Annotated in this window: 17 protein-coding genes; 5 read left to right on the top strand and 12 right to left on the bottom strand. The window is 41.3% G+C overall.

Annotation, left to right across the window (positions count from 1 at the left end; translation table 11 throughout):
• Nucleotides 1-31: 31 nt before the first annotated feature.
• The 6 genes from AACU33_RS24635 to AACU33_RS24660 all read right to left on the bottom strand — a co-directional run bounded on the left by AACU33_RS24635 (nt 32) and on the right by AACU33_RS24660 (nt 13648).
• Nucleotides 32-2158, bottom strand: a complete 2127-nt coding sequence (locus tag AACU33_RS24635; protein ID WP_096591471.1) for a prolyl oligopeptidase family serine peptidase — start codon at nt 2156-2158, stop codon at nt 32-34.
• 245 nt (nt 2159-2403) lie between these two features.
• Nucleotides 2404-8283 (bottom strand): hybrid sensor histidine kinase/response regulator, encoded by a 5880-nt coding sequence (locus AACU33_RS24640; protein WP_096591473.1) that lies wholly within the window; start codon nt 8281-8283, stop codon nt 2404-2406.
• 90 nt (nt 8284-8373) lie between these two features.
• Nucleotides 8374-11313 (bottom strand): methyl-accepting chemotaxis protein, encoded by a 2940-nt coding sequence (locus AACU33_RS24645; protein WP_096591476.1) that lies wholly within the window; start codon nt 11311-11313, stop codon nt 8374-8376.
• 16 nt (nt 11314-11329) lie between these two features.
• Nucleotides 11330-11860, bottom strand: a complete 531-nt coding sequence (locus AACU33_RS24650; protein WP_096591479.1) for a chemotaxis protein CheW — start codon at nt 11858-11860, stop codon at nt 11330-11332.
• Nucleotides 11861-11873: 13 nt separating this feature from the next.
• On the bottom strand, nt 11874-12239 hold the full coding sequence (locus tag AACU33_RS24655) for a response regulator transcription factor (RefSeq protein WP_086687337.1): 366 nt from the start codon (nt 12237-12239) through the stop codon (nt 11874-11876).
• A gap of 182 nt (nt 12240-12421) precedes the next feature.
• Complete coding sequence (locus AACU33_RS24660; protein ID WP_096591482.1) at nt 12422-13648, bottom strand: response regulator; 1227 nt, start codon at nt 13646-13648, stop codon at nt 12422-12424.
• A gap of 560 nt (nt 13649-14208) precedes the next feature.
• Here AACU33_RS24660 and hmpF point away from each other — a divergent pair.
• On the top strand, nt 14209-15984 hold the full coding sequence (hmpF, locus tag AACU33_RS24665; protein WP_096591485.1) for a pilus motility taxis protein HmpF: 1776 nt from the start codon (nt 14209-14211) through the stop codon (nt 15982-15984).
• 52 nt (nt 15985-16036) lie between these two features.
• Here hmpF and tilS read toward each other — a convergent pair whose 3' ends face one another.
• Nucleotides 16037-17023, bottom strand: coding sequence for a tRNA lysidine(34) synthetase TilS (tilS, locus tag AACU33_RS24670; protein ID WP_096591488.1), 987 nt, complete (start codon nt 17021-17023; stop codon nt 16037-16039).
• Nucleotides 17024-17127: 104 nt separating this feature from the next.
• Here tilS and AACU33_RS24675 point away from each other — a divergent pair, with 104 nt between their 5' ends.
• Nucleotides 17128-17508 carry a hypothetical protein gene (locus tag AACU33_RS24675; RefSeq protein WP_339376266.1) on the top strand — a complete coding sequence of 127 codons (381 nt, stop codon included), beginning with the start codon at nt 17128-17130 and terminating at the stop codon, nt 17506-17508.
• 534 nt (nt 17509-18042) lie between these two features.
• On the opposite strand, the gene AACU33_RS24680 is transcribed toward AACU33_RS24675, so the two are convergent.
• A complete protein-coding gene (locus AACU33_RS24680) occupies nt 18043-21165 on the bottom strand; it encodes a hypothetical protein (protein ID WP_096591493.1) in 3123 nt (1040 codons plus the stop codon).
• Between the two features lie 740 nt (nt 21166-21905).
• Between AACU33_RS24680 and AACU33_RS24690 the strand changes: the two genes are divergently transcribed.
• The 3 genes from AACU33_RS24690 to AACU33_RS24700 are packed head-to-tail and all read left to right on the top strand — an operon-like array spanning nt 21906 to nt 22603.
• Nucleotides 21906-22109 carry a high light inducible protein gene (locus AACU33_RS24690; RefSeq protein WP_096591495.1) on the top strand — a complete coding sequence of 68 codons (204 nt, stop codon included), beginning with the start codon at nt 21906-21908 and terminating at the stop codon, nt 22107-22109.
• 43 nt (nt 22110-22152) lie between these two features.
• The gene (locus tag AACU33_RS24695) at nt 22153-22356 is read left to right on the top strand and encodes a high light inducible protein (protein ID WP_096591495.1); all 204 of its coding nucleotides are present in this window, start codon (nt 22153-22155) and stop codon (nt 22354-22356) included.
• Between the two features lie 43 nt (nt 22357-22399).
• Complete coding sequence (locus AACU33_RS24700; RefSeq protein WP_096591498.1) at nt 22400-22603, top strand: high light inducible protein; 204 nt, start codon at nt 22400-22402, stop codon at nt 22601-22603.
• Nucleotides 22604-22685: 82 nt separating this feature from the next.
• On the opposite strand, the gene AACU33_RS24705 is transcribed toward AACU33_RS24700, so the two are convergent.
• The 4 genes from AACU33_RS24705 to AACU33_RS24720 are packed head-to-tail and all read right to left on the bottom strand — an operon-like array spanning nt 22686 to nt 26624.
• Entirely contained in the window at nt 22686-23804 is a 1119-nt protein-coding gene (locus tag AACU33_RS24705) for a sensor histidine kinase (protein ID WP_096591501.1), read from the bottom strand.
• Nucleotides 23805-23840: 36 nt separating this feature from the next.
• Nucleotides 23841-24242 carry a hypothetical protein gene (locus AACU33_RS24710; protein ID WP_096591503.1) on the bottom strand — a complete coding sequence of 134 codons (402 nt, stop codon included), beginning with the start codon at nt 24240-24242 and terminating at the stop codon, nt 23841-23843.
• Nucleotides 24243-24740, bottom strand: coding sequence for a Rab family GTPase (locus tag AACU33_RS24715; RefSeq protein WP_096591506.1), 498 nt, complete (start codon nt 24738-24740; stop codon nt 24243-24245). It abuts the gene before it with no gap.
• Nucleotides 24741-24755: 15 nt separating this feature from the next.
• Entirely contained in the window at nt 24756-26624 is a 1869-nt protein-coding gene (locus tag AACU33_RS24720; protein ID WP_096591508.1) for an OmpA family protein, read from the bottom strand.
• Nucleotides 26625-26662: the final 38 nt, after the last annotated feature.

Below are 26662 nucleotides of genomic sequence, written 5' to 3' on the forward strand. Positions count from 1 at the left end.
ACAATTTAATATCAGGTTTACTTACTAATTTCTAAACTTTCATATCTAAGGTACGCACTAAGAACGCCCACTTATCTGTAACTTCGTCAATAATCTTAGCTGTGGGTTTACCAGCACCATGTCCTGCCTTAGTCTCAATTCTAATTAGCACTGGTGCATTACCTGCCTGAGCCGCTTGCAAAGCAGCTGCAAATTTGAAACTATGAGCAGGAACAACGCGATCGTCATGATCGGCAGTAGTAATTAATGTTGCGGGATAAGCTGTACCTGGTTTTAAATTGTGCAGTGGTGAATAGGCATATAATGCTTTAAATTCTTCTGGATTGTCTGGAGAACCGTATTCTGATGTCCAAGCCCAACCAATAGTAAATTTGTGGAACCGCAACATATCCATTACGCCAACTGCGGGTAAAGCAGCACCAAACAGATCGGGACGCTGACTCATGCAAGCACCCACTAATAAACCACCATTGCTACCACCGCCAATTGCTAGTTTTTCAGATTTGGTATATTTATTCGCGATTAACCACTCAGCAGCAGCAATAAAGTCATCAAAAACATTTTGCTTTTTCAACTTCATTCCCGCCTGATGCCATTCTTCACCGTACTCTCCACCACCACGAATATTTGGCATCGCATAGACGCCGCCCATTTCCATCCACACCAAAATACTCACAGAAAAACTAGGTGTCATTGAGGCATTAAAACCACCATAACTATAGAGATAGGTAGGGTTATTTCCATCTAATTTAATGCCTTTTTTGTGAGTGATAAACATAGGCACTCTTGTGCCATCTTTACTTTGATAAAAAACTTGTTTTGTCTCGTAATCTGCGGGATTAAAATCTACTGTTGGCTGACGGTAAACTTCACTTTTCCCCGTTACCATATCATAGCGATAGATAGTACCTGGTGTAGTGAAACTAGTAAAACTATAAAAAGTTTCTGTATCATAACGCTTGCCATCAAAGCCATTTACAGAACCAAGTCCAGGTAATTCTACCTCGCGCACAAATGTACCCTTGAGGTCGAAAATTTTGAATTGGCTGCGAGCATCTTTAAGATAATCAGCGACAAACTGATTATTAAGTATACTTACACCTTCTAAAGTTTCTGCTGACTGGGGTATGATTTCCTGCCAATTCTTTGAGTTTGGTTTTTTAATATCAACAGCAATAATTCTGCCACGCGGTGCGTTTAAATCTGTGCGAAAATAGAAGATATTATCATCGTTATCAATAAAACTGTAATCAGCCTCAAACTTATTAATCAGCTCTACCACTTCAGTATTGGTATTATTTAAATCTTTATAAAAAACTAAATTTTTGGAATCAGTACCCAACCAAACTGAAATTATTAAATATTTGCCATCTTCAGTAACGTCACCATTAAATCCCCATTCTTTTTGATCGGGGCGCTCATAGATTAATAAATCTTCTGATTGTGGAGTACCCAGTCGGTGATAATAAAGTTTTTGATAGTAGTTAACATCTGTCTTGGAAAATTGCTCTTCCTGGGGAGATCCCAAGATCGCATTTTCCGCTTCTAATTTGCTTTTTTCTTGCGGTTCATCGTAGCGACTATAGAAAAAGCCTTGATTATCATTTGTCCAGGATACACCAGAGAATTTAATCCACTTCAGTTGATCTTTTAGATCTTCACCAGTCTCGATATCACGAACTTTCCATTCTTGCCAATCAGAACCGGATGTAGATAAACCATAAGCTAAAAGTTGACCATTATCACTAATAGATAAGTCGGCAAGAGCAACTGTACCATCTTCTGAGAGTTTATTCGGGTCAAGTAAAACTTTTGGTTGGGCATCAAGAGTTTTAAGAGTATAGAGAACGCTTTGGTTTTGCAGCCCATCATTTTTGAAATAAAAATAGCGTTCGGTCGCATTCTTTTCTAAAGATTCACCTTCTTTAAATGGAATACTATATCGTTCGTAATTCCAGAGTTTAGTGAGGCGTTGTCTAATTTTTTCCTTGGCAGGAATCTCATTAAGGTAAGCAAAAGTAATTTTATTTTCTGCTTCAATCCAAGTTTTTGTTTCTGCCGAATCAGGATTTTCTAACCAACGGTAAGGATCTGCTACTACAGTGCCGTGGTAGTTATCGACTCGATCGCTCTTGTGGCTAAGTGGATAAGTCAACATAGTTTTTAATGGAGCTCTTTGCCGTGCGTAATGTTCGGAAGATGGGGTAAGGGAAACCTGTTTTAGAGACGGTTTCCTATTCATACTTTCCCCATCTGTTAATTTCTCGACTAGTACTGGTGAAGGAAACTTAGTGGAAATTGTAGCATTAGCGACAGTAGCAGGTAGCAACCATCGGCAAATCATCACTGTCACCAAGAAGATTGCTAACAGCCGAGTCCATGAAACTTTGACCATTGAGTTGTTTAAGCAGTAGTACTGTGAATAAGTTTCTCTCCTTTGAGCATCCGTACTGCTGCTTCCAGTAGAGCTTCTTCTAGGTAAGGCTTGGTAAAGTAACCGCTAGCACCAAGTTGGATTGCCATTTGTCTGTGCTTATCTGCACCCCGTGAGGTGAGCATAGCGATTGGTAGGTGGTTGAGGTTGTTATCTTTCTGAATCCGAGAGAGCAACTCCAGTCCATCACACCGGGGCATTTCAATGTCGCAAAATACAATATCGCAAGGCAAACCAGAACGAAGTTTATCCCAAGCCTCTTGTCCATCACGAGCCTGTTCTACGCGATAACCTGCCTTGTTAAAGGTGAGGGAGAGTAATTCTCTGACTGTAATCGAGTCATCAACAATCAGCACAGTTGGATCAATCTTCACAGCTGGGACTTCTGGTGTGATGGGAGTCGCTTTCTGCTGCCAAATGCCACCACTTTGTTTAGATATCCGTCCTTGGAAGATATCCATGATTTCTAGGACATCAGCAATTGGCATAATACGACCATCACCTAGAACTGTCGCACCAGCTACACCTAGAGGTTTGGGTGCTGGCCCTTCAAATTGCTTAATTACAATTTCTTGTTCGCTTAGTACCAAGTCAATCTGTAGGGCAATTAGATTATTTGCCGATCGCACTACAACCACAGAAACCATGTCATCATCGCGAGTACCACCGTAAACACTACCGCGGCTGATTTGTCGGTTGAAGGCTAAAAGCTCTTTTAAGGGACGGAATGGCAAGACTGTATCTCGCCAAGGAATAAATGTTTGCCCATCAGCATTTTGTTGGATATTTTTAACAGGAATATCCAGGGTATCTTCTACACCATCCATTGGGAAGGCGATGCGAGCTTTATCGGAAACACAGCACAGCGCTTTACAAATACTCAATGTGAGTGGCAAACGAATTGTAAAGGTTGTTCCTTTACCAAGGGTAGAATCTGTATTTACTGTGCCGCGAATTTCGCTAATTTCCGAGCGAACTACATCCATACCCACACCGCGACCTGAAATTTCATCGGCTTGGTCTTTAATACTAAAGCCTGACTGGAACAGCAGATCGTAGATTTCTGGGCGTGTTATGGTTTTTGCTTCTGCTGGTGTGAGCATACCCAACTTCAACGCTTTGGCTTTGATGCGTTCTGTATCGATACCCGCACCATCATCACCCACAGAGATTACAGTTTGGTTCCCTTGGTGGAAGGCACGAATAGCGATCTCGCCTACGGGCTTTTTACCTGTGGCTTGTCGTACCTCTGGCGTTTCAATCCCATGAGCGATCGCATTATTGAGCATATGAGTTAGCGGATCGGTGAGGTGATCCAAAATCATTTTGTCGATTAAGGTATCCCCACCTTCAATGATTAATTCAACTTGTTTGCCATATTTGATGGCATTATCTCTAACGCCCCGCCGCAAGCGATCGATTGCTTGGGAAAATGGCACCATTCTGGCTCGTGTCAATCCCTCTTGTAGCTGGGTAGTGACTTGGCGAAACTGTCGTGCTACTCGCTCGGTTTCTTCTGTCACAAAGTCAATGTCACTCGCTGACTCCCGTACTCTGACAATCATTTCGATCATTTCCTGGGACAAGGTATGGAAAGGTGTAAACCGATCCATTTCTAGTTCACTAAAACCCCTATCAGCATTGGAATCTGGGGATGCAGCACCCGATTCTTTATTTTTACGGCTGGCTAAAAGCGAGGCTTCTAATAGCGATCGCTCATATAATTCCTGCATCCTCGCCCCAACATCAGAGAGATGTTGCACCTGAATTAGCAAGTTATCTAATGACTGGCGCAGACGTTCTTGATCCTGCTCTAAGGTATTGCGATTTACCACCAACTCCCCAACCAAATTACTCATATCATCCAGTTGCTTAACTGGAACTTTCATCGTTTCTTCAAATCTTGCCGCACGGCGAGTTGAGGGGCGTGGTGTTTTGCCCGTCTTGGGTTTGGCTGATGGTGAATGCGATATTGTATGATCTGCTTCTGCCAGTAATTTTTCTAGATCGCTAAATTCGTCGTCAATCTCTGGTGCAGTTACAGTGTTGTTGGCATTGTTAGCAATTGTTTGTGGTTGCTGCTGTGGATAAACAGGTGGTGGTGTGGCTATTTCCTCATCGTTTTCTTCATCTAGCAATGCTTCCAGTGCTGCAAAATCTTCCTCTGGGATGGGAGTAGAGAATTCTTCTTCTAATAATGTTTCTAGGTCTGCAAATTCGTCTTCTGATGTAACTGCTGGTGGCTGCTCCAATTTAGGATCGGCAACTACAGCATGAGCTATGTTCAACAAAGTTGCGGACAAATCCTTGGCTTCATCTGATGAATTCAATGCGACTTTATTTTCTGCGATCGCAGCATCGTTGAAGTCAATGTTTGCAGTATTATCTACTAACTCTTCTAGATCTGCGAATTCTTGGAAGACAGTTTCTGTCACTGCTAACTCATCAACTATCGGTAGTTCTATGCTGGCGATCGCATCTGTGTTATCTACTAACTCTTCTAGATCTGCGAATTCTTGGAAGACAGTTTCTGTCACTGCTAACTCATCAACTATCGGTAGTTCTATGCTGGCGATCGCATCTGTGTTATCTACTAACTCTTCTAGATCTGCGAATTCTTGGAAGACAGTTTCTGTCGCTGCTAACTCATCAACTATCGGTAGTTCTGTGCTGGCGAGCGTATCTGTGTTATCTACTAACTCTTCTAGATCTGCGAATTCTTGGAAGACAGTTTCTGTCGCTGCTAACTCATCAACTATCGGTAGTTCTGTACTGGCGAGCGTATTTGTGTTATCTGCTACCTCTTCTAAGTTAGGAAATTCTCGGAATATGGTTTCTGTATCTCTTAACTCATCGACTATTGGTAGTGCTGCGCTGGCGATCGCATCTGTGTTATCCGCTATCTCTTCTAAAGTTGCAAATTCTGGGAGAACAGTTTCTCTTGCTGGTAAATCATTGACTATTGGTAGTTCTGTACTGGCGATCGCATCTGTGTTATCCGCTATCTCTTCTAAAGTTGCGAATTCTTGGAAGACAGTTTCTGTTGCTGGTAAATCTTCAACGCTCGCCAATTCCTTACTATCAGTAACACTGACTTCTGCCGTATCAAAATTATCTAAATTATTGAGATCGAGATCTAAAGTTGCTGCTGTAGCGGATGTTTCATCGAATAAATTCAATTCTCCACTGTCAGCAACGCTCGCTTCTGAGGTATCAAAGTTATCTAAAGTGAAATCGAGATCTAGAGTTGCTCCGGTGGTAGATGAATCCTCAACTAAATTCAATTTTTCACTGTCAGCAAAGTTATCTAAGGTGAAATCAAGATCTGGAGTTGTTGTGGCGGATGAGTCATCAACTAAATTCAATTCTTCAGTGTCAGCAGCAGTCTTTTCTGGAGTATCAACATTAAATAAATCAATTTCCAGGTCAGCAAAAGCTTTTGACTGGTTAGTAAATTCCGGAGTAAAATCTAGAGGTTCTGGAGGTAATGCTGTTGAGGAGAGTGAAGTGGGTAAGTGTAGCCCAGCGTAGATATCGCTTTGCTCTTCTAAGAAGCTGTTAATCTCGTTTACAGGTAGTTCTTGCTCATCAACCTGAGGAGAGATTGTCTTACTGGTTGGTGCTAAATCTGCAAATAAATCATCCCCAGCATCTGGTGAAAATATTAGATCGAGCTGCTCATCTGGCTGTGGGAAAGCTACATCAAAATCTTCCAGGTTAAAATTTGCTGTGGATGAAGGAGTATCGCCAAAAAAATCATCAGCAGCTGTAAATAAACTCTCTTCTAACGCCTTAGCTACATCTTGCTCTAGTTTTGAGTCAAATTCTGGCTGTTGTTGAATTTGTGCTTCGTCGTTCCAGAAGTTGCTCAAATCTTCTGCTGATGACGAAAAATCCTGTGCTATTGTTGATGGCGTCTCAAATAAATCTCCAATTTCTGACTTATCTGGAGAAAATGGTGTATTCTCTTCTATTTCAGTAAATAAATTCTCAAAAGAAAAGCTTTCTGGTTGGGGTAATTTAAGTTGTGATTCGCTACTAGAAGTAATTTCCTCAATTAAGTTTTCATTCTCGCTTTCTGAGAATAATTCATGGAAAGTGTTTTCCTCGTTTTCAGTTATTTCTCTATTAGGTATCGCTGCAATTTCTGATTGAGTTACTTCCGCAATAGATAAATTTTCTTTTTCATCTAATGCCAGTCCTAATAAATCTTGTACCACATCTTGCGGCGCAATATCTCCTGGATATTCTAAGAGAATTTGCGTAAATTCTTCTATACTTTCGTCTGTAGGTGTATCTAAATCTAGCTCATCAAAGTTTGTTGCTGCTGTTTGTGGCTGTTGCGATTCTAAATTTTCTTTTTCTAAGAAATTGTCGCCAAATAATGAACTGAAATCTTCTGTTTGAATTGTGGTTTTTTGAGAGTCATCATTGCTAATATCTTCATCAAAAGATAGTAAATCGGCTAAATCGCTATCAGTATCCTCTGGATCGCTACTGGTGATATCGATTCCCAATTTATTAGCAGCAGTAATGTCTAGTATTTCCTCTTGTTGCCAAGTTTCATCTAGTTCTGGCGTTTCACCTTCAAATAAATCAGCAAGGGTATTTAACTCAGCTATTCCTACTTCTGGCCCTTTGGGATCGAGATTCTGATTTGTCAGTAGTGTCTCATCTTCATGACCAGGTAAGGGGGTAAATATTAAAGGAGACTCAGCGGTAGTATTCTGCAATATTGGAGACAGATCCTGAGCTTTGTTAATTGGCTCAGATAGGTCAGTTATCAAGTTTTTAGTACCACTGATAACATCACTAGTTATAGAAGCTAGCTCATTAGCGATCGCACTTGACTGTATCCCAGATTCTTCAGGTAAATTACTAGTTATGTCTACTAATTCAACTTCTGGGAAACTCAAGAGTACTTCTAGCTGCTGACTAATGACAATCTCAGCTTCCTTACCTTTAAGAACTAATTCCTGAGCTTTTTTAATTTCTGTAATGACAATTTTAGCCAGAGTTAGATAAGAATTATCGGGATTGGCGATCGCGTTTGTGGCTGCTTGACATAAATTGCACCACTTGGGCAAATCAAATTTATCTCCCAGCTGAAATAACTGTTGACAACATTGCTGGAGATTTTGTCGAGTTTCGAGAGTAGTTCCTTGTTTAAATAATTGCAACATTTCCCGCAGTGTTTGCAACACTTGGGCTTGAAACTCGCTCCAATTCTCAGTTTCTTTGGCGACAATCGGCGAACCTGTTTCCTGTGGCGATGTCACAGATGGTTCCTGAGATACCTGGCTGTTTTCTTCTTCTGGGGTAGAGAAATCCCGCTGCATGAAAATTTCTGTCAGTGTGTTGGCATTATTTGCCAAAGCCGGACGTATTTCTGTCGCTGAAATACCGCTGTCTACACCAGTGTTTCCTTGTTGTAAGAGCAGTTCGAGATGTTCGTTGAGCCATTGAAAGACTGGCTCTGTTTCTGACATCAAAGTATTGGCTGTCTCTTCTGACAACCCATAAGGGCCGCTCAAATTCTCTAAAAGTGCTTTGAGGGTATCTGCTACACCAAGAAACAGAGATTCTAACTTTTGGTCAACCTGAATCGGATTCTCTTTCAGAATTTTAAAACAATCTTCTAGGCGGTGAGATGTATGCTGGATGCTATTCAAACCAAGCATCGCAGCTCCTCCCTTGATGGAGTGAGCCGCCCGGAAGACTTCGTTGATCATTTCTGGGTCGTTCAGGGTACTCTGGAGATTCAACAACCCCTGTTCAATCGTATTCAGGTGGTCTCTTGCTTCTTCAATAAAGTAACCCAAAATGCGCTGTTGTTGTTCCGGCAGCATAGTTTTTTCGCCAAGAGTCAATAGTCAAGAGTCAACAGTTAATCATCAACAGTCAAGAGCCAATATTTAAACTTTGGACTATTGACTAAATTATCTAGATTCGAGGGTTTCCACCCGGAAACGTTCAACAGAAGCAATTAAGTCACGGGATACACCTACTAGGTTTTGCAGGGCACCGGAAACTCGTTGTGCTTCCTGGGAAGTTTCTTGTGCTGTCAGTTCTACCGATTGCATCACGTGAGCTACAGCACGGGAGGTTTCAGTTTGTTCCACAGTATCGGAGGTAATTGAGCGCACCAGAATATCAATACGATTTGCTACTTGAATAATATTTTCGAGCGATCGCTTGGCTTCTTCTGCCAACTTAGTACCTTTAATTACCTGTTGCGTACCTTCCTCCATTGCAGTCATCACAGAGCCTGTTTCGCTCTGGATTTGCATCACGATTTGTTCAATTTCTTTTAACGACTTGGCAGATTTATCTGCTAGCTGGCGCACTTCATCTGCTACAATCGCAAATCCGCGTCCGGCTTCTCCTGCTCTTGCCGCCTCAATACTAGCATTGAGTGCTAATAAATTGGTTCTAGAAGCAATTTGAGAGATTAACGCGACAATTTTTGAGATTTCCTGAGAAGATTCTGCTAATCGCTTCACTTTTCGGGTTGTTTCTGCTACAGTTTCCCGAATTTCTAGAATACCTGCCACAGTATTTTCCACAGCTTCCCCACCTTTGAGGGCGATCGTGCTGGCATCACGGGCTACAGCCTCTGCTTCTCGCGCTGCTTCTGCTACCCGTTGAATTGAGTCGGTCATCACCTGTACAGAATTCAGGGTGACAGCCAATTCTTCTGCTTGTCGCAAGGCATCACTAGATAAGGCTCTAGCAAAGGTTTCGGAGTTGGTTGCACCTTTGGTTACTTCCTTGGCTGCCACTTTTACCTGTTGGACGATATCCCGTAGGTTTTGAATTGTCAGGTTAAAAGCATCAGCAACGGCTCCGAGTACGTCTGCTGTCACCTCAGCTTGGACTGTTAAATCTCCTCTAGCGGCTCCTTCCACATCATCCAACAAACGAATCACTTGGCGTTGGAGATTTTCTTTAGCTTCTTCCTGTTCGTCAGCTTTGCGTTGGGCTTCATTGGTGGTAGTAAAAATTACCCGTGCCATTTCATTAAAGCCAGTAGCTAGCATTCCTAATTCATCTTCAGAATACACTGTCGCTTGCACATTCAGATTACCTTGCCGCACAGCATCAAACTGAGCTTGCAAATTCTGGGTTGTGCGCCTAACTTGCTTGAGTGTAAAATTCCCCATAAATGCAGCAGTCGCAAAACCAGCAATCCCAGCTGCTAGTGACATAGCCCAGCCAGTATTGCGCACTGATTCCCGTTGCTGCGGCGGAGAAAAGGTAGTAGCTCCAAAGCTGACTGTGGCTACAACTAGTGCCGAAACAATACCTACACTACCTGCGATTAGCCATTGTTTCTTTTCTAAGGAAGCATTCTCTAAGGGGGCTAACCAACCTTGCTCAACGCTGACGGCGGGTTCTAACTTCGAGACATCTACTTGCGTAAAGACTGGGACTGCTTCTTGAGAACCAGTAATCGAAAATAATTCATCTTCGCGATCGCTAGCTTCATCAATTGCAGAAGACTCCACAACTTGACTGCGGGAGCTACTACCAGTTTCTAGCGCACTAGAATGCATAGCGATATCGCTAAAGCTGGAATCTGCATCTGCCAGATCGAATCCTGGAATGTTACCTAAATCGTCAAAGTCATCAAAGTCATCGAGAAACTCTATATTACTCTTGGAATTGCTGCCATTGCGGATATTGCCTGTATCTCCATCGAAGCTCACACTCTCTGAACCAAAAGCAGATTCAAATGCCTCAAAATCAAAATTATCGTCAATATCCAAATCATTTGTTTGAACTGTTACACCCGGTTTTACCTGTTTTTCTTCTTGGCTAAAATCTTTGTTAGCAGAAGCAGATACCTCTTTTAATGTATCGTGAGCTTCTATCGGCCCCAACCAATTATCGGGTGTACTTTGAGATAAATTATCTTGGGTGTTCGATCTCAAATTGTTTGTTTTTGTTGAACTTTCCTGAACAACTATTTGGCTCTTCGCTAAAGTTTCATTTTCCAGGCTATTGCTGTTCATTTCCAAATCCGCATCGCTTGATTGGGGATACTTTTCCTCCATCAAGAATTCAGTTGGGATTTCCCAGCTATTGCTTGTTGATAAATCAAATTCTGCAAAAGGTGAATCGCTATCATCTTGAGAATTAGCAATTCCTTCTTGAGTTGAACTTGTAACAGAGTCTAAAAAAGGATTGTTGGCTCCTGGCGCGTCAATACTATCCTCGGTGCTATCTTCCTGCCAAAAAGCAGGTAATTCCAGGTCTGTTTGCTCTTCCCAACTGTTGGCTGGTGTATCTTGCTCGCTTACTCGATCGTTCAAACTAAACGGGTCATCACTCAAGGATTCTGAGGAATCGGGTATAGAACTAAATGCAATACTACTGTTTGCAGAGATATCAAAGGGGCTTTCCAAAGACAGCTCTTCTATTCGATCGACCTCTGGTTGGTACTCGCCAAAAGCTTTGTCGTCAAAGCTGCTGTTAGCAAAATCGCTACTGCTGTTAAAATCTTGCGATTTTGGCTCATCAGCTAGCATTGCATCAGGAATTTCTACTGAGGATATTTGCTGATTATCCTGTGTAGGAATATCGCGATCGGGAATATTTTGCTGGTATTCATTAATACTTTCAAGACCGTGTTTGGCAAAACCAATGATTTCTTTATCCTGAGTCAGGTGCAGTACTTGTTCGTATTCAGCTTTGGCAACATCGTACTGCTGTAAGACGTAGTAGATGTGACCTCGTAACAAATGGGAGTTAGGGTCACTGGGTAAATTTTGCACCACTTGGTCAACTAAAGTGGCGGCAACTTCATAGTTTTGTTGCGCGTAAGCTGTACAAGCCTGCTTATATATTTCTAAGTAATCTTCTATACCTGCTGCCATTTCCACCCTCTCAATTTCATCCTGCCCACCTCGCACTCCGCAAAATTGCTGTTTGATCGAGCAGTCGTAGACACTGATTTTTTTTAGCATCTAATAACCACTCACCGCGTAAAAAAGGAGCCATAGTATCTGGTACATGAGTTGGTAGCATTAGATGCTGTGCATCAAGCCAGTCCATGCCGCCGATTTCTTCTACCGCTAAACCCACTATTGTGTCTTGCTCTTCGATAGCAATTACCGGAATTTCTGCTCGATCTGTGTTTAGCGCGGTTGCTTCTCCCAGAAATTGACCCAAATCAGCCACCCAAATTACTCGACCTCGTAAATTTAGAGTACCCAAAAGTAAAGGAGAAGCATTAGGAATCGGAGTGATTCTATCTGGACTCAGTTCCATTACTTCCCGAATCCCAGTTGCCGGTAGTGCAAACTCCTGGTGCGAAGGAATGTAAAACCGCAAATGTAATTCACCTTCAGGACTTTCTACTTGTAATTCAGGACGGAAGTGGTCTTGACTACCACCACTTAAAAAGTCCGGTTTGCTGACCATGTTATTTTCATCCTTATCCTCGCAGCAGTTGTTTGACTGTTCCCACCAACTCAGTTGGTTGGAATGGTTTGGCTATGTAAGCGTCTGCACCCTGCTTCATACCCCAGTAGCGATCGAATTCTTCACCTTTAGAAGAACACATCACAACGGGGACATTCTGGGTTTTCGGATCGGATTTTAACCGACGGCAAACTTCGTAGCCGTTCATCCGAGGCATGACAATATCCAAGACCACCAAATCCGGAGGTGCGCTTTGAATCGCCTCCAAAGCTTCTACTCCGTCACTTGCATGGGTGACTGTTAAGCCACTTGCTTTCAGGAGGTCTGTAATCATCTCCCGTTGTGCGATACTGTCTTCCACAATCAGAACTGTACTCATAAATGCCTATCTACCTCCTGATGTAGACGTTCCCTTTTGGAACATTCCCTGATTCCCCCGCAAGCATTTAGTGTATAAATTAACTCTATTGTTTCACTAATTTACTAGATAATAACTTTGTACTGGTTGTACTGGGGCTAGTTGATTCTGTGATAACATTTTTTACCTCATCTTTTATGGAATCAACAAGTCTTGTATCTTTTTTGTATGTCTTGCCGATCATCTATATTGATATATTTTTCTACAAGCATCAGTATCTCAGTATCTTTCAACGGTTTTGTCAAAAAATCTGTAGTCCCGACCATCCTAGCTCTGACTCGATCGATAAATCTATCTCGATCGTTTAGTAAAATAATTGGCACGAGTGCAAATGTCTTTGACTGTCGCATCATGGCACAAATCTCATACCCATCCAATTCTGGCATGGTGATGTCGCAGAAAATCATATCTGGCTTGAGTTGAAAAACGAGACTGAGGAACTCTAAAGGATTAGTTAAAGTTAACACCTCATATCCTTTTGACTGCAAAATCGACTCTATAGTCTCACCCATAGGCGTTGGTTGCTGAATACTTACTATTTGCACTCTACCGTTGCTATCTATTACCGAATTTTCTCTATCTTCCTCTTGGTTACTAGTATCTGAATATACTAATTGCAACCAGCCCTGCTGCACGTATGGGTATATGGCCTTAGCGACTGTGAAAATATCTCGATTGAGATAGCGTGCTAGTTGACGCAGGGATGTTTTACCATCTGCCCAATGCTTGAGTTTTTTAACTGTTTCTACTGGTAAAGAGGAATTTAATTGAACTACGTCAGAAAGCATAGGCACTTGATCGGGAGACTGGATATACGGATATAGTTGCCGCCAATGTTGCAACTGCTTGGCAATTTTTGTGACTAGAGGCGTAATCTCCCAGGTAGTTAATTGTGGGGTCAGTGCTGAACCCCGATCGAAAATAAAGCTACCTTCATGCAAACTCAGTAAATCAAAGAGAGTTTCAGCTACAAGACCATGCATAATATTACGAGCTATTTTTGGGTCAATCGTATTCTGCTCTAAGAGTGCCCACAGATAGCTATACTCTGCTACATTCGCTGAGTCTAGGGAGGCTGGTTGTATATCGTCAAGCTGCATCTCGACTCGGTAATATCGTAAATAATCGTCAATCCTAGGTAAACTACCATCTCCTTGTTGGCAATAAATAATCTGGCCATTGAGGAAAAAGACGAACCAATACTGTTGTTGTTGGCAAGTTAAACAATAGCGATCTCTGTTCACCTCTCTACTAATTTTGTCGCCATTGCGAAAGTTATGGGTTTTCACCAACAATTGACCAGTTCGCTGCCCCCACTCAATCAATTGCAGGATACTCAGAATATCAATTTCATTTAAATTTCCCTGCATTTAGGTAAAAGGTACTCCTTGCGATCCTGATGAGATTCTTTGTTAAGTTTGCCCAGTAATTTTTTATGTTTAACTAGTGTAAGCAAGTAGTTTGCATTATTTAAGTGTGGAATGCAGAAATCGCAGGGTAAAAGGGGCTATAAAGTAGAAAGTAGTAGCTATTGTTAATGAAGTGACAGAAATACTGCTGTTTTCACAGTTTTTAAAGTTTTTACTGACGTTGCCCTTAGCGAACAAGCTATTGGGCATGAAGGAAATTATTGCCTGCACAACATTTTTAGCGATCGCATCCGTTAAGCAATCTTCCTTAATTTTTCGTAATACACTATGACAAAGCTAGTGATCACACGGTAGCCATCATTATTGCCATCAGCACAAAATAAAAAGGCGCGATTCAAACACATACATCTATAAGTATCAAGGCATGGAATCAATCTCATGTCTATAAATAGTTTTGTTTGTCTTGTTTTTCCTAGCTGGAGTGAAATCAGACAAGCTAACAGAAATATCTAAGATAAAACTCAAATCACGGACATCAAGTACACAAAAGGACTAACGGTGTGCTGTATTTAGCAGAAGTACAAAAGCAAAAAGGCAACTTACTCACTACCAATTTACTCAGTAGTAATTCCAAAACTGAATTGAAACTCCTGGCTTGTCAGCGAACCGACCAGAATTGGACTACTGTGTCGGAAGACGTGATTGTAGCTGAGGAAGCGAGTAAATTAAATGATGGCGCACTCGTACTTGTAGAACTGACTCCTAATCGCCAAGTGCAAAGGATTCAAGAAGCTGGGCGACCGCTAGTTAATATATTGCAGAATTTTTCTCGTCAATTGGAAAAATTTAAGCTGAAAGAAGATGAGATTGACCAGTGGAAACAATCACTAACATTTCAGGCGCAAGAATTAAATCGCCGCGAAATGGAAATGGAAGTCCGCTTGGAACAGTTACAACAAATGGAGGATGATTTCCATCAACTAGAGGCGCAAAAAGAGGAATTTGAAAATTCCCGTACAGAGATTGAAAAGTTGCAACAAGAAATTGAGCGCAATCGCCAGGAATTAGAGGGAGCTTGGGAGCATTTGCGCGGCGAGCAGCGTCGTTTGGAAGAGTTTCAAGCAGATGCTAAACAGGGTAAGGGTTTAGATGAAGAGCAAAGTCGAGCGCTAAGTGAGTTACTCGATCGCTTGTCTAGTCGCGTTGCTCCCACAGAAACTGTGCGCGAACATCTCAATTTTGCTTTTGAGTTAGTTGAAAAGCAGCAAGCTACTCTCAATCAACACTGGGAAAAACTAGAGCAGCAAAAAGCTGTAGCGGCTCAACAGCAAGAGGAAGTCGATCGGTTGGCGCAAACTTTTAGCGATCGCCAAAATACCTTGGAAGAGGCACAAACTACTTTTCATCAGCGTAGCGCAGAGTTAAAAGTGAATACTGCCATTCTTGCCAGCAAGCAAGAATACGCACAAATCTTAAAAGAACAGTTGCGAAATCAAGAAGAGTTATATCAACAGATTCAGTCCTTGGCTGCAACATCTGGGGATGACATTCCCGGACAAAAAGTGGATGTGAAAGCTTTAGAGAATATGCCTTTAGATGAACTGCAAAAAGCGGTGCAAGATTTGCAGGATAAATTTAATATAGACTCTACCTTTGTCCACGATCAAGAACAAGAATTAATATATAAGCAACAAGCCATAGATGAACTACAAAATAAGATTAATCAAGCATCCGACCAGGATGTAATTAATCTAGAAATGGAACTAGCAGATGAAAAAGACCACTACCAAATGTTAAACCAAAGTTTGGTGGGTCAACGTCGTAATTTGCTACAGCGACAAAAGTTAATCAAACAACATCAATCTGTACTTTTAAAGCGACAAGGACAGCCTGTTGCTGATGAACCAGAAGAGAATACTATTGATTTTGGGCCGATTCTTTTGCAGAGTGAAAACCAACGACAACAACAGTCCCAGGAATTACAAAAATTGCAACGCGAAATTGAGCAGATGCAAGCTGGTATAGACCTAGCCCACGGGATGATTGATAATCAAAGTCACGACTTGCAAGAACAGCGCCAAGAGTTGAAAACGATGGAGGATAACTTGCTGTCCCTCAGAACAGCAACTACTGAATGCTGGAGTCGGGTTCATCTCTATCAAGAGTCACTACAACCAATTCAGGATTGTCTGGATGGTTTACGGCAGAAGTTGCAAGGTATGGTTGACTCTTTAGCTCAAGTGCAAGAAACAGGCGATCATCAACTCCAAGCTATTGCTCAAATACGCCATACTCTGCTGGATCTGATATCTCAGCCTGAATTAGTAGCATCATGAAAAGGATAAAGTATGAAGTATTAAGGATGAAAAACACTTCAAGCTTCAGCCTTCATACTTCACCCTTGATGTAGATCCAATCACTTTGTACTTGAGCGATCGCACCGCCAGGAAATGGATCGGTTTGCGAACGATTGGGTGCTGTAATTAAATTAGTCAATTTTTCGATATGTTCAAAACTGGGTGCATCGGGAAGTATTTCTTGTAGGACTTGACGCATAACGCGACGTTGCAATGCTAGTGGTGCTGTCTGCAATATACGTCGGTTCAGTCTGAAAGGAAAATCTTCCTGACTTCCCATCATTGCTTCTATCTTCAACTGATGGGCGGTTGTCTCTAAATATTCCACTTCTGATTGAAGAAGTTCTGCTGTTTGGGCTAAAGCCGATTCGACTTTGGGGTTAAAATTTTTTTGCAGATATGGAATTAACTCTTGGCGGATGCGGTTACGGGCATATTGTAAATCTTGATTAGTAGAATCTTCCCATACTGGCAGCTGGAAATCATCACAAAATTGCTTTGTTTGTGTCCGAGTGATTTCTAAAAGCGGGCGTACTAAAGTAATGTCTACAGTTAGCGAACGTTGCCAAGTCAAAGCTTGTAAACCATCAGCGCCTGTACCGCGCATCAAATTATATAGAAGTGTCTCGGCGCGATCGCTAGCTGTGTGTCCTGTCACAATACAGTGGTAATTATTTTCCTCGGCGATCGCACTTAAAGCTTGATACCGCCAATTACGTGCAGCAGCTTCACTATTTAATGGCTGGGTAGCAGTTTCTAAATAAAATGATATATTCCAGCTTTTAGCTAGATTTTCTACATGGTTGGCATTAGCTTGGGAGTCAATACGCCAGCGATGATCGCAGTGAGCAATTCCTAAGGGCCATCCCCATTTTGATTGCAAATCTAAGAGTAATTTTATGAGGCACAAAGAATCTTGACCGCCCGAAACTGCCACTAATAGACGTTGATTTCGCTCCAATAAGTGGCGCATTCGGATAGTACGATGAATTTTTGCATGAAGGGAAGTCCATACCATTTGCTATTTTGAACCACAGACAGAGGCATAATATTGTCTATTTTATCTGCCTTATCTGAGTAAAGTAGCAGCGCAATTATAGATTTTGTTAACTCTTAAAAGTCTTGAGTCACTCATCAAACCTTATCAACTTTATTGATAAGGCTTCAGTTTCAATATTAGTTCAAAACGTCGGGCTATGTTCATCATCCCAACATTTATTATCGTGCCAACTTCTGTTTGTATATTGGCATTCAGAAGCATTATCAATCCAAGGGATTGATGTAGGGTGGGGAGATTCGTTACTAGAAATGATGAAAGAGAATAATGAAGAGTTGAATGAAGGGAATAGCGAAGAAAGAGCAGTAAAAGTACAAATTGGTAGAACTAAGAAAATTGCCATGCATAGCATAGTATTGCTGAAATTCCAAAAAGGTTTACCTGTTTTGGATTGCAGTTTATTTTTCTTGGTTTTGAAATTTGATAACACAATCACAACCCTATAAATGTCTATTAGTTCTTTACGATCTAGTCATAGCTACATTCTATACATTCAATACAGTATTAACCATGAGGATATTACTGTTTATATTTTTGAGTATTCGATTGATGCAAGCAATGTTTTAAGAACTTTTCAACGGAAAAAGCTTCTTATTACTGAAAATTCTTAGACAAGAAATGTGTGATTAATTAATCATTTATAAAGAGCTTATATTTTAAGTAGGAGAGCTATCCCATACAGCAGCAACTTAGCATTTCTCTTCCAGAACAATAATAGTAGGCGATTAGGGAAAATAATCGGTAGCTGTGATTAAAAGTATAGATTTTAAATTGCCCAATCAGACTAAGCAAAATTTGCCAGGATTGGCTTGCTAACGAGACTTCTGTCTCCAAAGCATTATGCAAATTAAATATTAGTAGATAACTTATCTAGCTCCTCAGTAAATTTCTGTAGCTGTTTTCACCGATCTAACGTCATCACATAAAAAAACCTCCCATACAGGGAGGCTGGAATAAGTGAGCGGAGACAAATTCTTTACCTACAGCAGAACAACAGCGATCGCTCCTCCTAATGCTGAGAAAATAGCGGAGACAACTGCTGTCGCAAATAACCACCAAGCGGCTGTAGCAGCGGCTTTACGAGTTTCTTCTGCTTGCCGTTGTGCTTGATGTTTTACTTCTTCTAAACGGCGTTGTGCTTCGTGGTGTAGGCGTTCTGCTCTTTGGAGAACGGTGTTGCGGGCCCCTTCAATTTGGTCGATAATCCGGTTGGCATCTTCTTCTGAGATATCCTCACGAGAACTGATAATCGCGACTAAGGTATCGCGGTTGAAAGAAGATAGGCGATCGCGTAATGCATCAAACCCAGCCTGGGGATCTTCAAATAATTGGCGAACATCACGCTTAATACTATCGTAGTTTAGCTCTGGGCGCTCCAAGGAGTTGAGATAGTTGCGGATGCGGGCAAACACGCCATCAATTACATCTTGGATGCGTCTTTGGATACCGCGTACTTGCTCGACAAATTGCTCTTGTACCGATACGATGTTATCTGCAATTCTGGCTGCTTCCTCATCGGTAATATCTTCGCGGATTTTCAGCAGCGCAATAATTGTGGAACGGTCAAAATGAGCTAGGCGATCGCTAAAGCTTTCAATCCCCACGCGTGGATCGTGTAATAACAGTTGTAAGTCGCGCTTGATACCTTCTGGGTTAAGTTCTTCTTTACCAGTCTGCCGCAAATACTCTTCCAAATAAGCTTGGAAAGTTTCTACTCTTTGCTGTGTTCTGGTAGCCAGACGACGGGGCGCACGTACAATATTGCGAATCGAATTTTGTACGGAATCGATGACTTCATTGACTTGCTGTTCGCTTAAGTCTTGACGTTGACTCAGCAATTTCACTAGTGTATCCCGATCTACCTGCGACAAGCGACGGCGTAGTGCCAAAGCTCCTTCTTTGGGGTCTTCAAACAGTCTATTTAAATCGCGTTGAATACCTTCGGGGTTGAGTTCGGCTTTACCAGTATTGCGTAAGTAATCAGCAATGGTGGTGCTAACAGAGTCGTATTGATCTTTAGCTTTATCTGCGATAGCTTGAGGTGCGTGGCGAATACCATGCCAAGAATCTTCAACAGTATTGATGACTTGATTAACTTGGTCTTCGCTTAAATCTTGGCGCTGACTTAATAGTTTTACCAAGGTGTCGCGATCGAAACGAGATAACCTGGCCCTAATTGCAGTAATTCCCGCTTGGGGATCTTCCAACAGCCGTTTGAGATCGGCACGAATTGCATCAGGGTTGAGTTCGGCTTTGCCTGTGTTACGCAGATATGATTCTAAATTTAGCCACAGAGTTTCTGCTTGATATTTTGCTTGGTCGGCTAGTCCTTTGGATTCGATTAACACGCGATCGCGTTGTTTTTCTAAATCCTCTAAAATCGCGTCTAATTCGTATGGCTGAATATCGTTGCGTTGATACAATATTTGTTGCATATGTTGGCGGTCAATTGCCGCTAACCGCCGCGAGAGAGTTTCGTAATCTGCATCTGGGTCTTGCAACAGAGGTCTGAAATCCCGTTCGATACCTTCTGGAGTTAAATCAGCCTTACTAGTAACGAGTAGGTAGCTTGATACTCGACGTTGCAAGTCTTCTACAATCTCTCTTTCTTCAACAGCAGTCACCGTCACCAAAACTTCTTGGCGCACGGCTTCTAATTGATCTGCAATTCGCTGAATTTGTCCTTGGGTAAGCAGTCCCCGTTGTTGCAGGATATTAACAAAATCATTGCGGGAAAGTCTTTCCAATTCCCGCTTTACTACTCCAGGGTCAGCCGCTGGGTCGTAGATGACATCGCGAAATTCTTGAGCAATTCTGTCTCGGCTGAGTTGCCAAGCATAAGTGTTAGAGAGGTAGTTTTCCACATCAGCCCGAATGGGGCTATAGGGTTGGGAAGCTGCGGGTAAACCCAGCTTATCGGCTTGTTCGCTGACTTTATCTTTGGCTGTGGACAGAGATTGCCAAATTTTTTCGATATCTAAATCTGACAAATCTGTTCTTCCCAAAACAATACCAGTCAAGGCCGATATTCCTTGCTGAAGTGTTTGCTGAATAGGGCCTGAGGTTGCTTTTTGATCTGTTTCCTGTGAACTACGAGTTTCTGCAATTAACCTGTCCAGCTTGGCATTAAGTTCGTCTGTTTTGGTTTGCCCTGGTGGTAATGATTTGAGATATTCGACTAATTCCCCAAGGCGGTCTTGTGCAGGTGCTTGCTGGCTGACTACCTGTTGCCAAAGTTTATATAAAGTGTCGGCGATACGTTTAACATCTCGTTTAGACAGGTCGGTGCGACTGCTGACTAAATCAATAAACTTTTGGCGATCGATGTTGCGCAGATCTGGGCTACCTGCGATCGCCTGAAATTGTGGATCTCTCAGTAAGTTTTCAAAGTCACTGCGGATCTTTGATAGATCTAACTCTGGAGGACGTAACCTATCTAAGTAATCTTCTACATTTTCCCGAATGCTAGCTGGGTCGATCCCGCTTCCTAGTTCCCGGCGCACGGCGGCGGCGGCGGCTTCAGCTGTGGCTACAACTTGATTGCTGACGGTTTTTGCACCGAATGCAGCAGTAGCTGTTCCCATAATCGCTTGAAAGCCAGAGGTTGCCGTATTGACTACTGAGCCAATTAAGGAACCAACTGTGGTAGAACTCACCCACATGAGCAATAAAAAGTAGGCACCCCAAATTACTAGCCCCAAAATTGCGCCCAATCCTGGATCTAACACTAGTAAGCTGAGTTTCACTGCTAGAAAGCAAGCAATTAGTAGAGCAACTGTAACAGTGACTAATGTCCAAATCCCTACTGCTGTACCAATTTTGCGAATTGTACCGCCGAAACTGCCTGCTTCTTCGTGGTGTGAATCTGAGTCAGACGAACGCCCTATATATGAAATACCCGCAGCAACAGAGAGGTTTGTTAATACTAATTGAAAAGCAAAAGCTAGAATCACACCAGAAATTAAAGCCACAAAAAACCGCGGCCCAGAAGTAATAACCGATGCCTGTGCTGGTGAGACGCCTGAAGAATCTACTGGAGCCTGTGCAACCCACAAGAGTGATTTGTAGAGTCCCAGCACCATAATTTCCGTATTTTGAAACATTGTATTTCCTTTTTCTAAGCTTAAATTTGAGGAAATTAAGAATTACGCGAGCAGAAATTCTGTATTTATGGCAATACCCAACTCTTGTAGATCTCAGAATCGTGGAATTTAGGTCTCCATAGCATCTCTCCACAGTTTGAACAGCATATCTAGCGCCAGATAGAAATTTTGCTAGCCAAAGGGAAAGTCTTCATTACTAGCGATTTGCGGCATCACATCAATAGCTATCAGGATTTTGAGAAAAATTGATTCGGCTAGCTATTTATTGACGGGCACTTTTATTAAAAGTAATTGCCTAATTTTAATGCTCTCTAATGTTATCTACGTTACATTTATTTACAACTATTCTTTTTACACCATCTTCAGGAGGATATATTAGCTGCCACAGCTTTTATCGATCTTCCACAAGAAATGCTTAGTGTTTGTGCCTATAGACAGAAAGCAAACAATTTATAAAACGTTACATTTAAATTAAGCAAGCAATTGTTGAGAGAAAAATGGAAACTAAATCTTCCAGCGTTTTATCAACAATTGCCACAGAATATAACGACGCGATCGCCATGCTTTTATCTGAGGCTGAACACCCCAAATAGAAATATAAAACTGTAATTTTGCAACGATCGTTTTTCTTGCTTATTTACTGTGGGATTTAGCTGGATATAGCATCTTGCGCGATGTCGGGCATCCGATCGGTTACTAAAGATTCAATCCGCAAAAAAGCTGAATTTGGAGTAGAAAAAATGGAAACTCGCCCCTCTACTGAATTACCATCTGTTGCTACAGAATATAACGGCGTAGATCGCAATGCTTTTCTTTTTGGTTGGACTCCCCAAGCCGAAATCTGGAACGGTCGTTTGGCGGCTATTGGTTTCGTTGCTTATCTATTGTGGGATTTAGCAGGATTTAGCGTTCTGCGCGACGTATTGCACCTCATCGGTTACTAAAGATTCAATCCGTAAAAAACCGCTTGTTTTTGGAGACAAAAAAATGGAAACTCGCCCCTCTACTGAATTGCCATCTGTTGCTACAGAATATAACGGCGTAGATCGCAATGCCTTTCTCTTTGGCTGGACTCCCCAAGCCGAAATTTGGAACGGTCGTTTGGCGGCTATTGGTTTCGTCGCTTATCTATTGTGGGATTTAGCAGGATTTAGCGTTCTGCGCGACGTATTGCATCTCATCGGTTACTAACAATTAACTTCACAAAAAACCGCTTGTTTTTGGAGACAAAAAAATGGAAACTCGCCCTTCTACTGAATTACCAGCAGTTGCCAAAGCTTATAATGGCGTAGATCGTAATGCTTTCATCTTTGGCTGGAATCCTCAAGCTGAATTATGGAATGGTCGTTTAGCAGCTATTGGCTTCCTTGCTTATCTATTGTGGGATTTAGCAGGATTTAGCGTTCTGCGCGATGTACTGCACATCATTGGCTATTAATTCCTAAATAATTAATGAGAAACTTAGATTCTCGGCTTTTGCAAAAAGTCGGGAATTTTGGTCTTTGAGACACGCTCATAAATTATTTATGTTCTGGTCTTAGTAGACGAAACCAAAATCGAGAACCACCTTCAGGACGGGGTAAATAACCAATTTTTCCTCCCCAGCGTTCTACTGTAATTCGGCAAAAATAAAGCCCAAGACCGGCTCTACCCGATCTATTTTTACCTTGGGCAAATTTTTGAAATAAGGTATCTGCGATTTCTGGCGCTACTCCTGTACCCCGATCGTCAACTGTCACTAGCACAGAGTTTTCATCCTGTTGTAAACCAATTTCCACAGTAGAATCTGGTGAGCTGTGGCGTAGTGCATTTTCTACTAGATTTGAAATTACCCTATCTAAACGCGAGCGATCGCCAACTACTCTCCAGTCTGCTGTGAAGTCAATGTTGTTCGCAAGCCGTAATTGCATATTGTTGAGGGCGAAACTCGGACTTAACAGCTTGATTACTTCCTGTACAGAAGCTAAAATATTCGGTGCTTGTTCGGGTTCGAGTGTAAATGCTTCGAGCGATCGCATCTCCGCCGAGAATGCATTTAATATCTCCCGAATCAGCATTTCTTGCTTAATTGTCTGCTGTCTGCCAATTTCTAACCGTTCTTGTCCTTTGGGTGTTAAATTTTCAAATTCTAACAGAGCAAGACAACAATTAATACTGCTTAATTGTCCTGCTATATCGTGAATAATACAATGAATTAAAACTTCTTTCTTTTGTTTATCTTTTATAAGTTGTTGATAATTTAATTGATTTTCTCTGGCTTTTTGAATGATGTATTGCTTTTCTGTATAAACATCTTCTAGTAATTGAACTAATAAAAACTTTCTATTATTTAAACAAATTGCTGAAGCTTCAAAATGATATTCTTGACCAGCTACATCGTTATCAGTCCAGAAGCCAGAAGTAAGTTTGCTAGCACTATTATTTTGCCAAAATTCCTCAGCATCAACTAAAAAATTTTTTAAAAAAGGAAACTGTTCTTCTGGAATTAAAACTTCTGTACCTGATGTCGCTCTCGGATGACAAAAGTGTTTTAACCAATTTGGGACTTTCCCAGTAATTTTAAAGGAACCGAGATTAAGTCGCTCTAACACTAGAATATTCAAAGCTGCGAATAGGTCGTCTGTGATAGAGTCAGTCATGAGTTTATGTCACCATAAATTAGTTTTTTATCCAAACTACTGCTTGAAAATTTTAATTAATTTTTCTTTTAACAAGCTAAATTCATTAAACTGTTGTTGAACGATTGCATCATGTTTCTCATCCCATGTTGCATCCAGAAATAATACCCAATCACCTTCTTCTGATGGAAAAAGATGAAGATCTGCACAAATACCGTATTCAGTTTTAATTCGTGGTAAAAATATCGGAAAATCCTCTAATGGCAGTAGACCTTCTAGAAAAAATACTTGTTCTTTGATATTTTCTCCTTTTTTTAAGTTATTAACTCCGTATACAGCTAGTTTTCCTCCCCAAGCAGATAAGCAGCCATCTTTGTTGACTAAAAGATAGGCTAGCGAGCGTTCTTCTAGAATAAAAGTCAACAAATAAGCAATAACAGCAGTGGGAATATCTAGCATTTATCCATCCATGATTTTCTCAGCAAGAGTTTGAAAAACTTCTGCTACACCTAGACCACTTTTAGCGCTGGTTTTGATCGCAGTCCAACCCTTCTGTTTGATAGCATCGATTTCTATAGGATCGATATCCCATTCCTCGGTCATATCCCATTTATTCAGTATCAAAATAAATGGTACTTTACCAATCGCTTCTTCAACTCTCGTTTGCAGGTCAAAGGCTTTTTCGAGAGTATTCTTACGGGTACCATCTACTACTAATAAATACCCAGATGAGCCTCTTAAATAAGACATCCGCACTTTTTGAAATTCATCTTCTCCATAGAGATCCCAAAGTATTAAATTGATTGTTTGATCTTGAATAGTTACTGTTTTTTTATCAATTTTTACGCCTACAGTTGTATGGTAATTCTCTGAGAAAATACTACTCACAAATCTTGCCACTAAACTTGTTTTACCTGTGGCAAATGCACCTACCATACATACTTTTTTCTGGAGCATAAATTAATAATTACTTCAGTTATCGGTGTTGTTTATAAATATTTTGAAGGAGACTTTGCGGTTAGCTTCCTGTGCCGATGCTGGTGATAAAGATGAGTTAGAAGCTATACCTACAGCATTAAATTTACTAGTGTTGATTCCTTGAGAAGTTAGATAAGATAAGATTTTATTGGCACGGGCTTGGCTAAGAAAATTGTTTCTCGCTTCAGTTCCAGTACTACTAGTGTGTCCTGTAATTTGCAGACGTATATCTTTATTAAGATATTTGGCAATATCTAAAAGCTGATTTATTTTCATCGCTAGATTAGTGAGTTTATCAGCTTCACCAGGAATAAACTCTGTTGTCCCTTCTGCAAACAATAGCGTTTCTTGTTCAATCTGCTGTTTGTATAGCTCTAATTGAATCAGTTCGCTTTCTTGAAGATTTGTATCATTGAATTGAGTGACCCCTGGAATAAAACGCCACAACTTTCGTGTTTCTAAAATCCATTGGCGAGGTGCAGAACCAGTAGCATTGAGAATGCCATTGTTATCAACTGTTAATGATACTGTTTTTGGTGGTAGGAGTAATTTCTCAGATCTTATGGTAAGCAATTGCGGATCTAATGATATGTAAGTTCGCCACTGACTAATTACTTTTTGAGGATTGAGATTTGCTTGCGGTATAAGTGTATTGGGATCTACAGCTAAAGGATCGCGCATTCCAGAAATTAAATATTTACCTTGGTGCTGCTTGGTATTAACAACTATAATTCCTGGTTGAGACTCAAGTTTTTGAATATAGGAATGCCAACGGAATTGTTCTCTGAGGGTGAAAAATCCCCAAATTCCACAGGCGATCGCTATTGTACCTAATAAACCCCACGCATAAGTATAATTTTGTTTACGTGTGGACTTCGAGCCTTCAACTAAACAAGCTTCTAAATAAGGTTTGCTAGCTGCAAATGGCTCTGTATCTCCAGTAAAATCTTTAATTTCGCTACTCAGTCTGAGGTGAATTTTGGCGATCGCATCTTGTAGAATTAACTTTAAGTCTTGAGGCGGTTTTCCTCGAATCATCGCTGCTAATACAACTTGTGGCCCTTCTTCCACCCAAATAGTGAGTTCTCCAAACTGCAAACTGTGCAGTCCTTCTTGTTTTTCCACATTGAAAGAATCTTTGACAAAATCTTGGATAGCTGTCAACATCGCTGAAACTAAATCCGGATCTTGAGTTGTCACCCTAGGCGCTACGATATGCTGCAACAATAATCCAGTTTGTTTATGAATCAAGAATACTTGTTCTACGCGATAAACCAGCGTCCGTAGTAGGATAATTTCGGCAAATGATTTTCCCGTGCGTTTTGCTTCTAGCCGCCATCGCAAACTCTGCGGTGACAAGCTATGTTCCAGAGTTTGATTCAAAGATTGCATCATCTCTTCCAGCGCGGTGGAAATCGCCTTGCGCGTGGCTGGCCCCACTATTGGAAAGAACGCCTCTGAAAGTATATTGTGGTCTTGTTTGACTGAGGAATGAATTGCTGTTTCTACAGTAGATACTATTGCTTCCCCCAATTGTTTATCTTCCTTTGACCGCAAAATTACCGCTTCAGGAAGCAGACGGCTGATATCTTCTGCTTGAATTTGGGGGTTATTTAATCGTTCGTAGAGTTTGTTAAGTTGAGTTGGTTCAACACCAAGAAGTAAACTGCGAAGTGTACTTAATTCATCGCTGCTTTTTAGCGGAAGTTCTGTAGCTGGGGGAGTGCTTTCCACTTTAGGCGACTGCGTTAAGCGCTGGGTTTCGCGCTTACTTGCAGAAGTTACAGTCAAGCTGGTTTGACTACCGTTAGTTTGTAATTTAGGGGATTCTTTAGATATTTCATTCGTGGATTTATTACTCATGTTTCAAATCCCCCGATTGACAATTAATCATTAAGTTT

Source organism: Calothrix sp. NIES-2098 (assembly GCF_963875125.1).
Taxonomy (GTDB): domain Bacteria; phylum Cyanobacteriota; class Cyanobacteriia; order Cyanobacteriales; family Nostocaceae; genus Aulosira.

Coding starts and splice junctions, on each gene's coding strand:
- AACU33_RS24635 (WP_096591471.1), bottom strand. CDS start 2,158: ATGTTGACTTATCCACTTAGCCACAAGAGCGATCGAGTCGATAACTAC.
- AACU33_RS24640 (WP_096591473.1), bottom strand. CDS start 8,283: ATGCTGCCGGAACAACAACAGCGCATTTTGGGTTACTTTATTGAAGAA.
- AACU33_RS24645 (WP_096591476.1), bottom strand. CDS start 11,313: ATGGCAGCAGGTATAGAAGATTACTTAGAAATATATAAGCAGGCTTGT.
- AACU33_RS24650 (WP_096591479.1), bottom strand. CDS start 11,860: ATGGTCAGCAAACCGGACTTTTTAAGTGGTGGTAGTCAAGACCACTTC.
- AACU33_RS24655 (WP_086687337.1), bottom strand. CDS start 12,239: ATGAGTACAGTTCTGATTGTGGAAGACAGTATCGCACAACGGGAGATG.
- AACU33_RS24660 (WP_096591482.1), bottom strand. CDS start 13,648: ATGCAGGGAAATTTAAATGAAATTGATATTCTGAGTATCCTGCAATTG.
- tilS (WP_096591488.1), bottom strand. CDS start 17,023: ATGGTATGGACTTCCCTTCATGCAAAAATTCATCGTACTATCCGAATG.
- AACU33_RS24680 (WP_096591493.1), bottom strand. CDS start 21,165: ATGTTTCAAAATACGGAAATTATGGTGCTGGGACTCTACAAATCACTC.
- AACU33_RS24690 (WP_096591495.1), top strand. CDS start 21,906: ATGGAAACTCGCCCCTCTACTGAATTACCATCTGTTGCTACAGAATAT.
- AACU33_RS24695 (WP_096591495.1), top strand. CDS start 22,153: ATGGAAACTCGCCCCTCTACTGAATTGCCATCTGTTGCTACAGAATAT.
- AACU33_RS24700 (WP_096591498.1), top strand. CDS start 22,400: ATGGAAACTCGCCCTTCTACTGAATTACCAGCAGTTGCCAAAGCTTAT.
- AACU33_RS24705 (WP_096591501.1), bottom strand. CDS start 23,804: ATGACTGACTCTATCACAGACGACCTATTCGCAGCTTTGAATATTCTA.
- AACU33_RS24710 (WP_096591503.1), bottom strand. CDS start 24,242: ATGCTAGATATTCCCACTGCTGTTATTGCTTATTTGTTGACTTTTATT.
- AACU33_RS24715 (WP_096591506.1), bottom strand. CDS start 24,740: ATGCTCCAGAAAAAAGTATGTATGGTAGGTGCATTTGCCACAGGTAAA.
- AACU33_RS24720 (WP_096591508.1), bottom strand. CDS start 26,624: ATGAGTAATAAATCCACGAATGAAATATCTAAAGAATCCCCTAAATTA.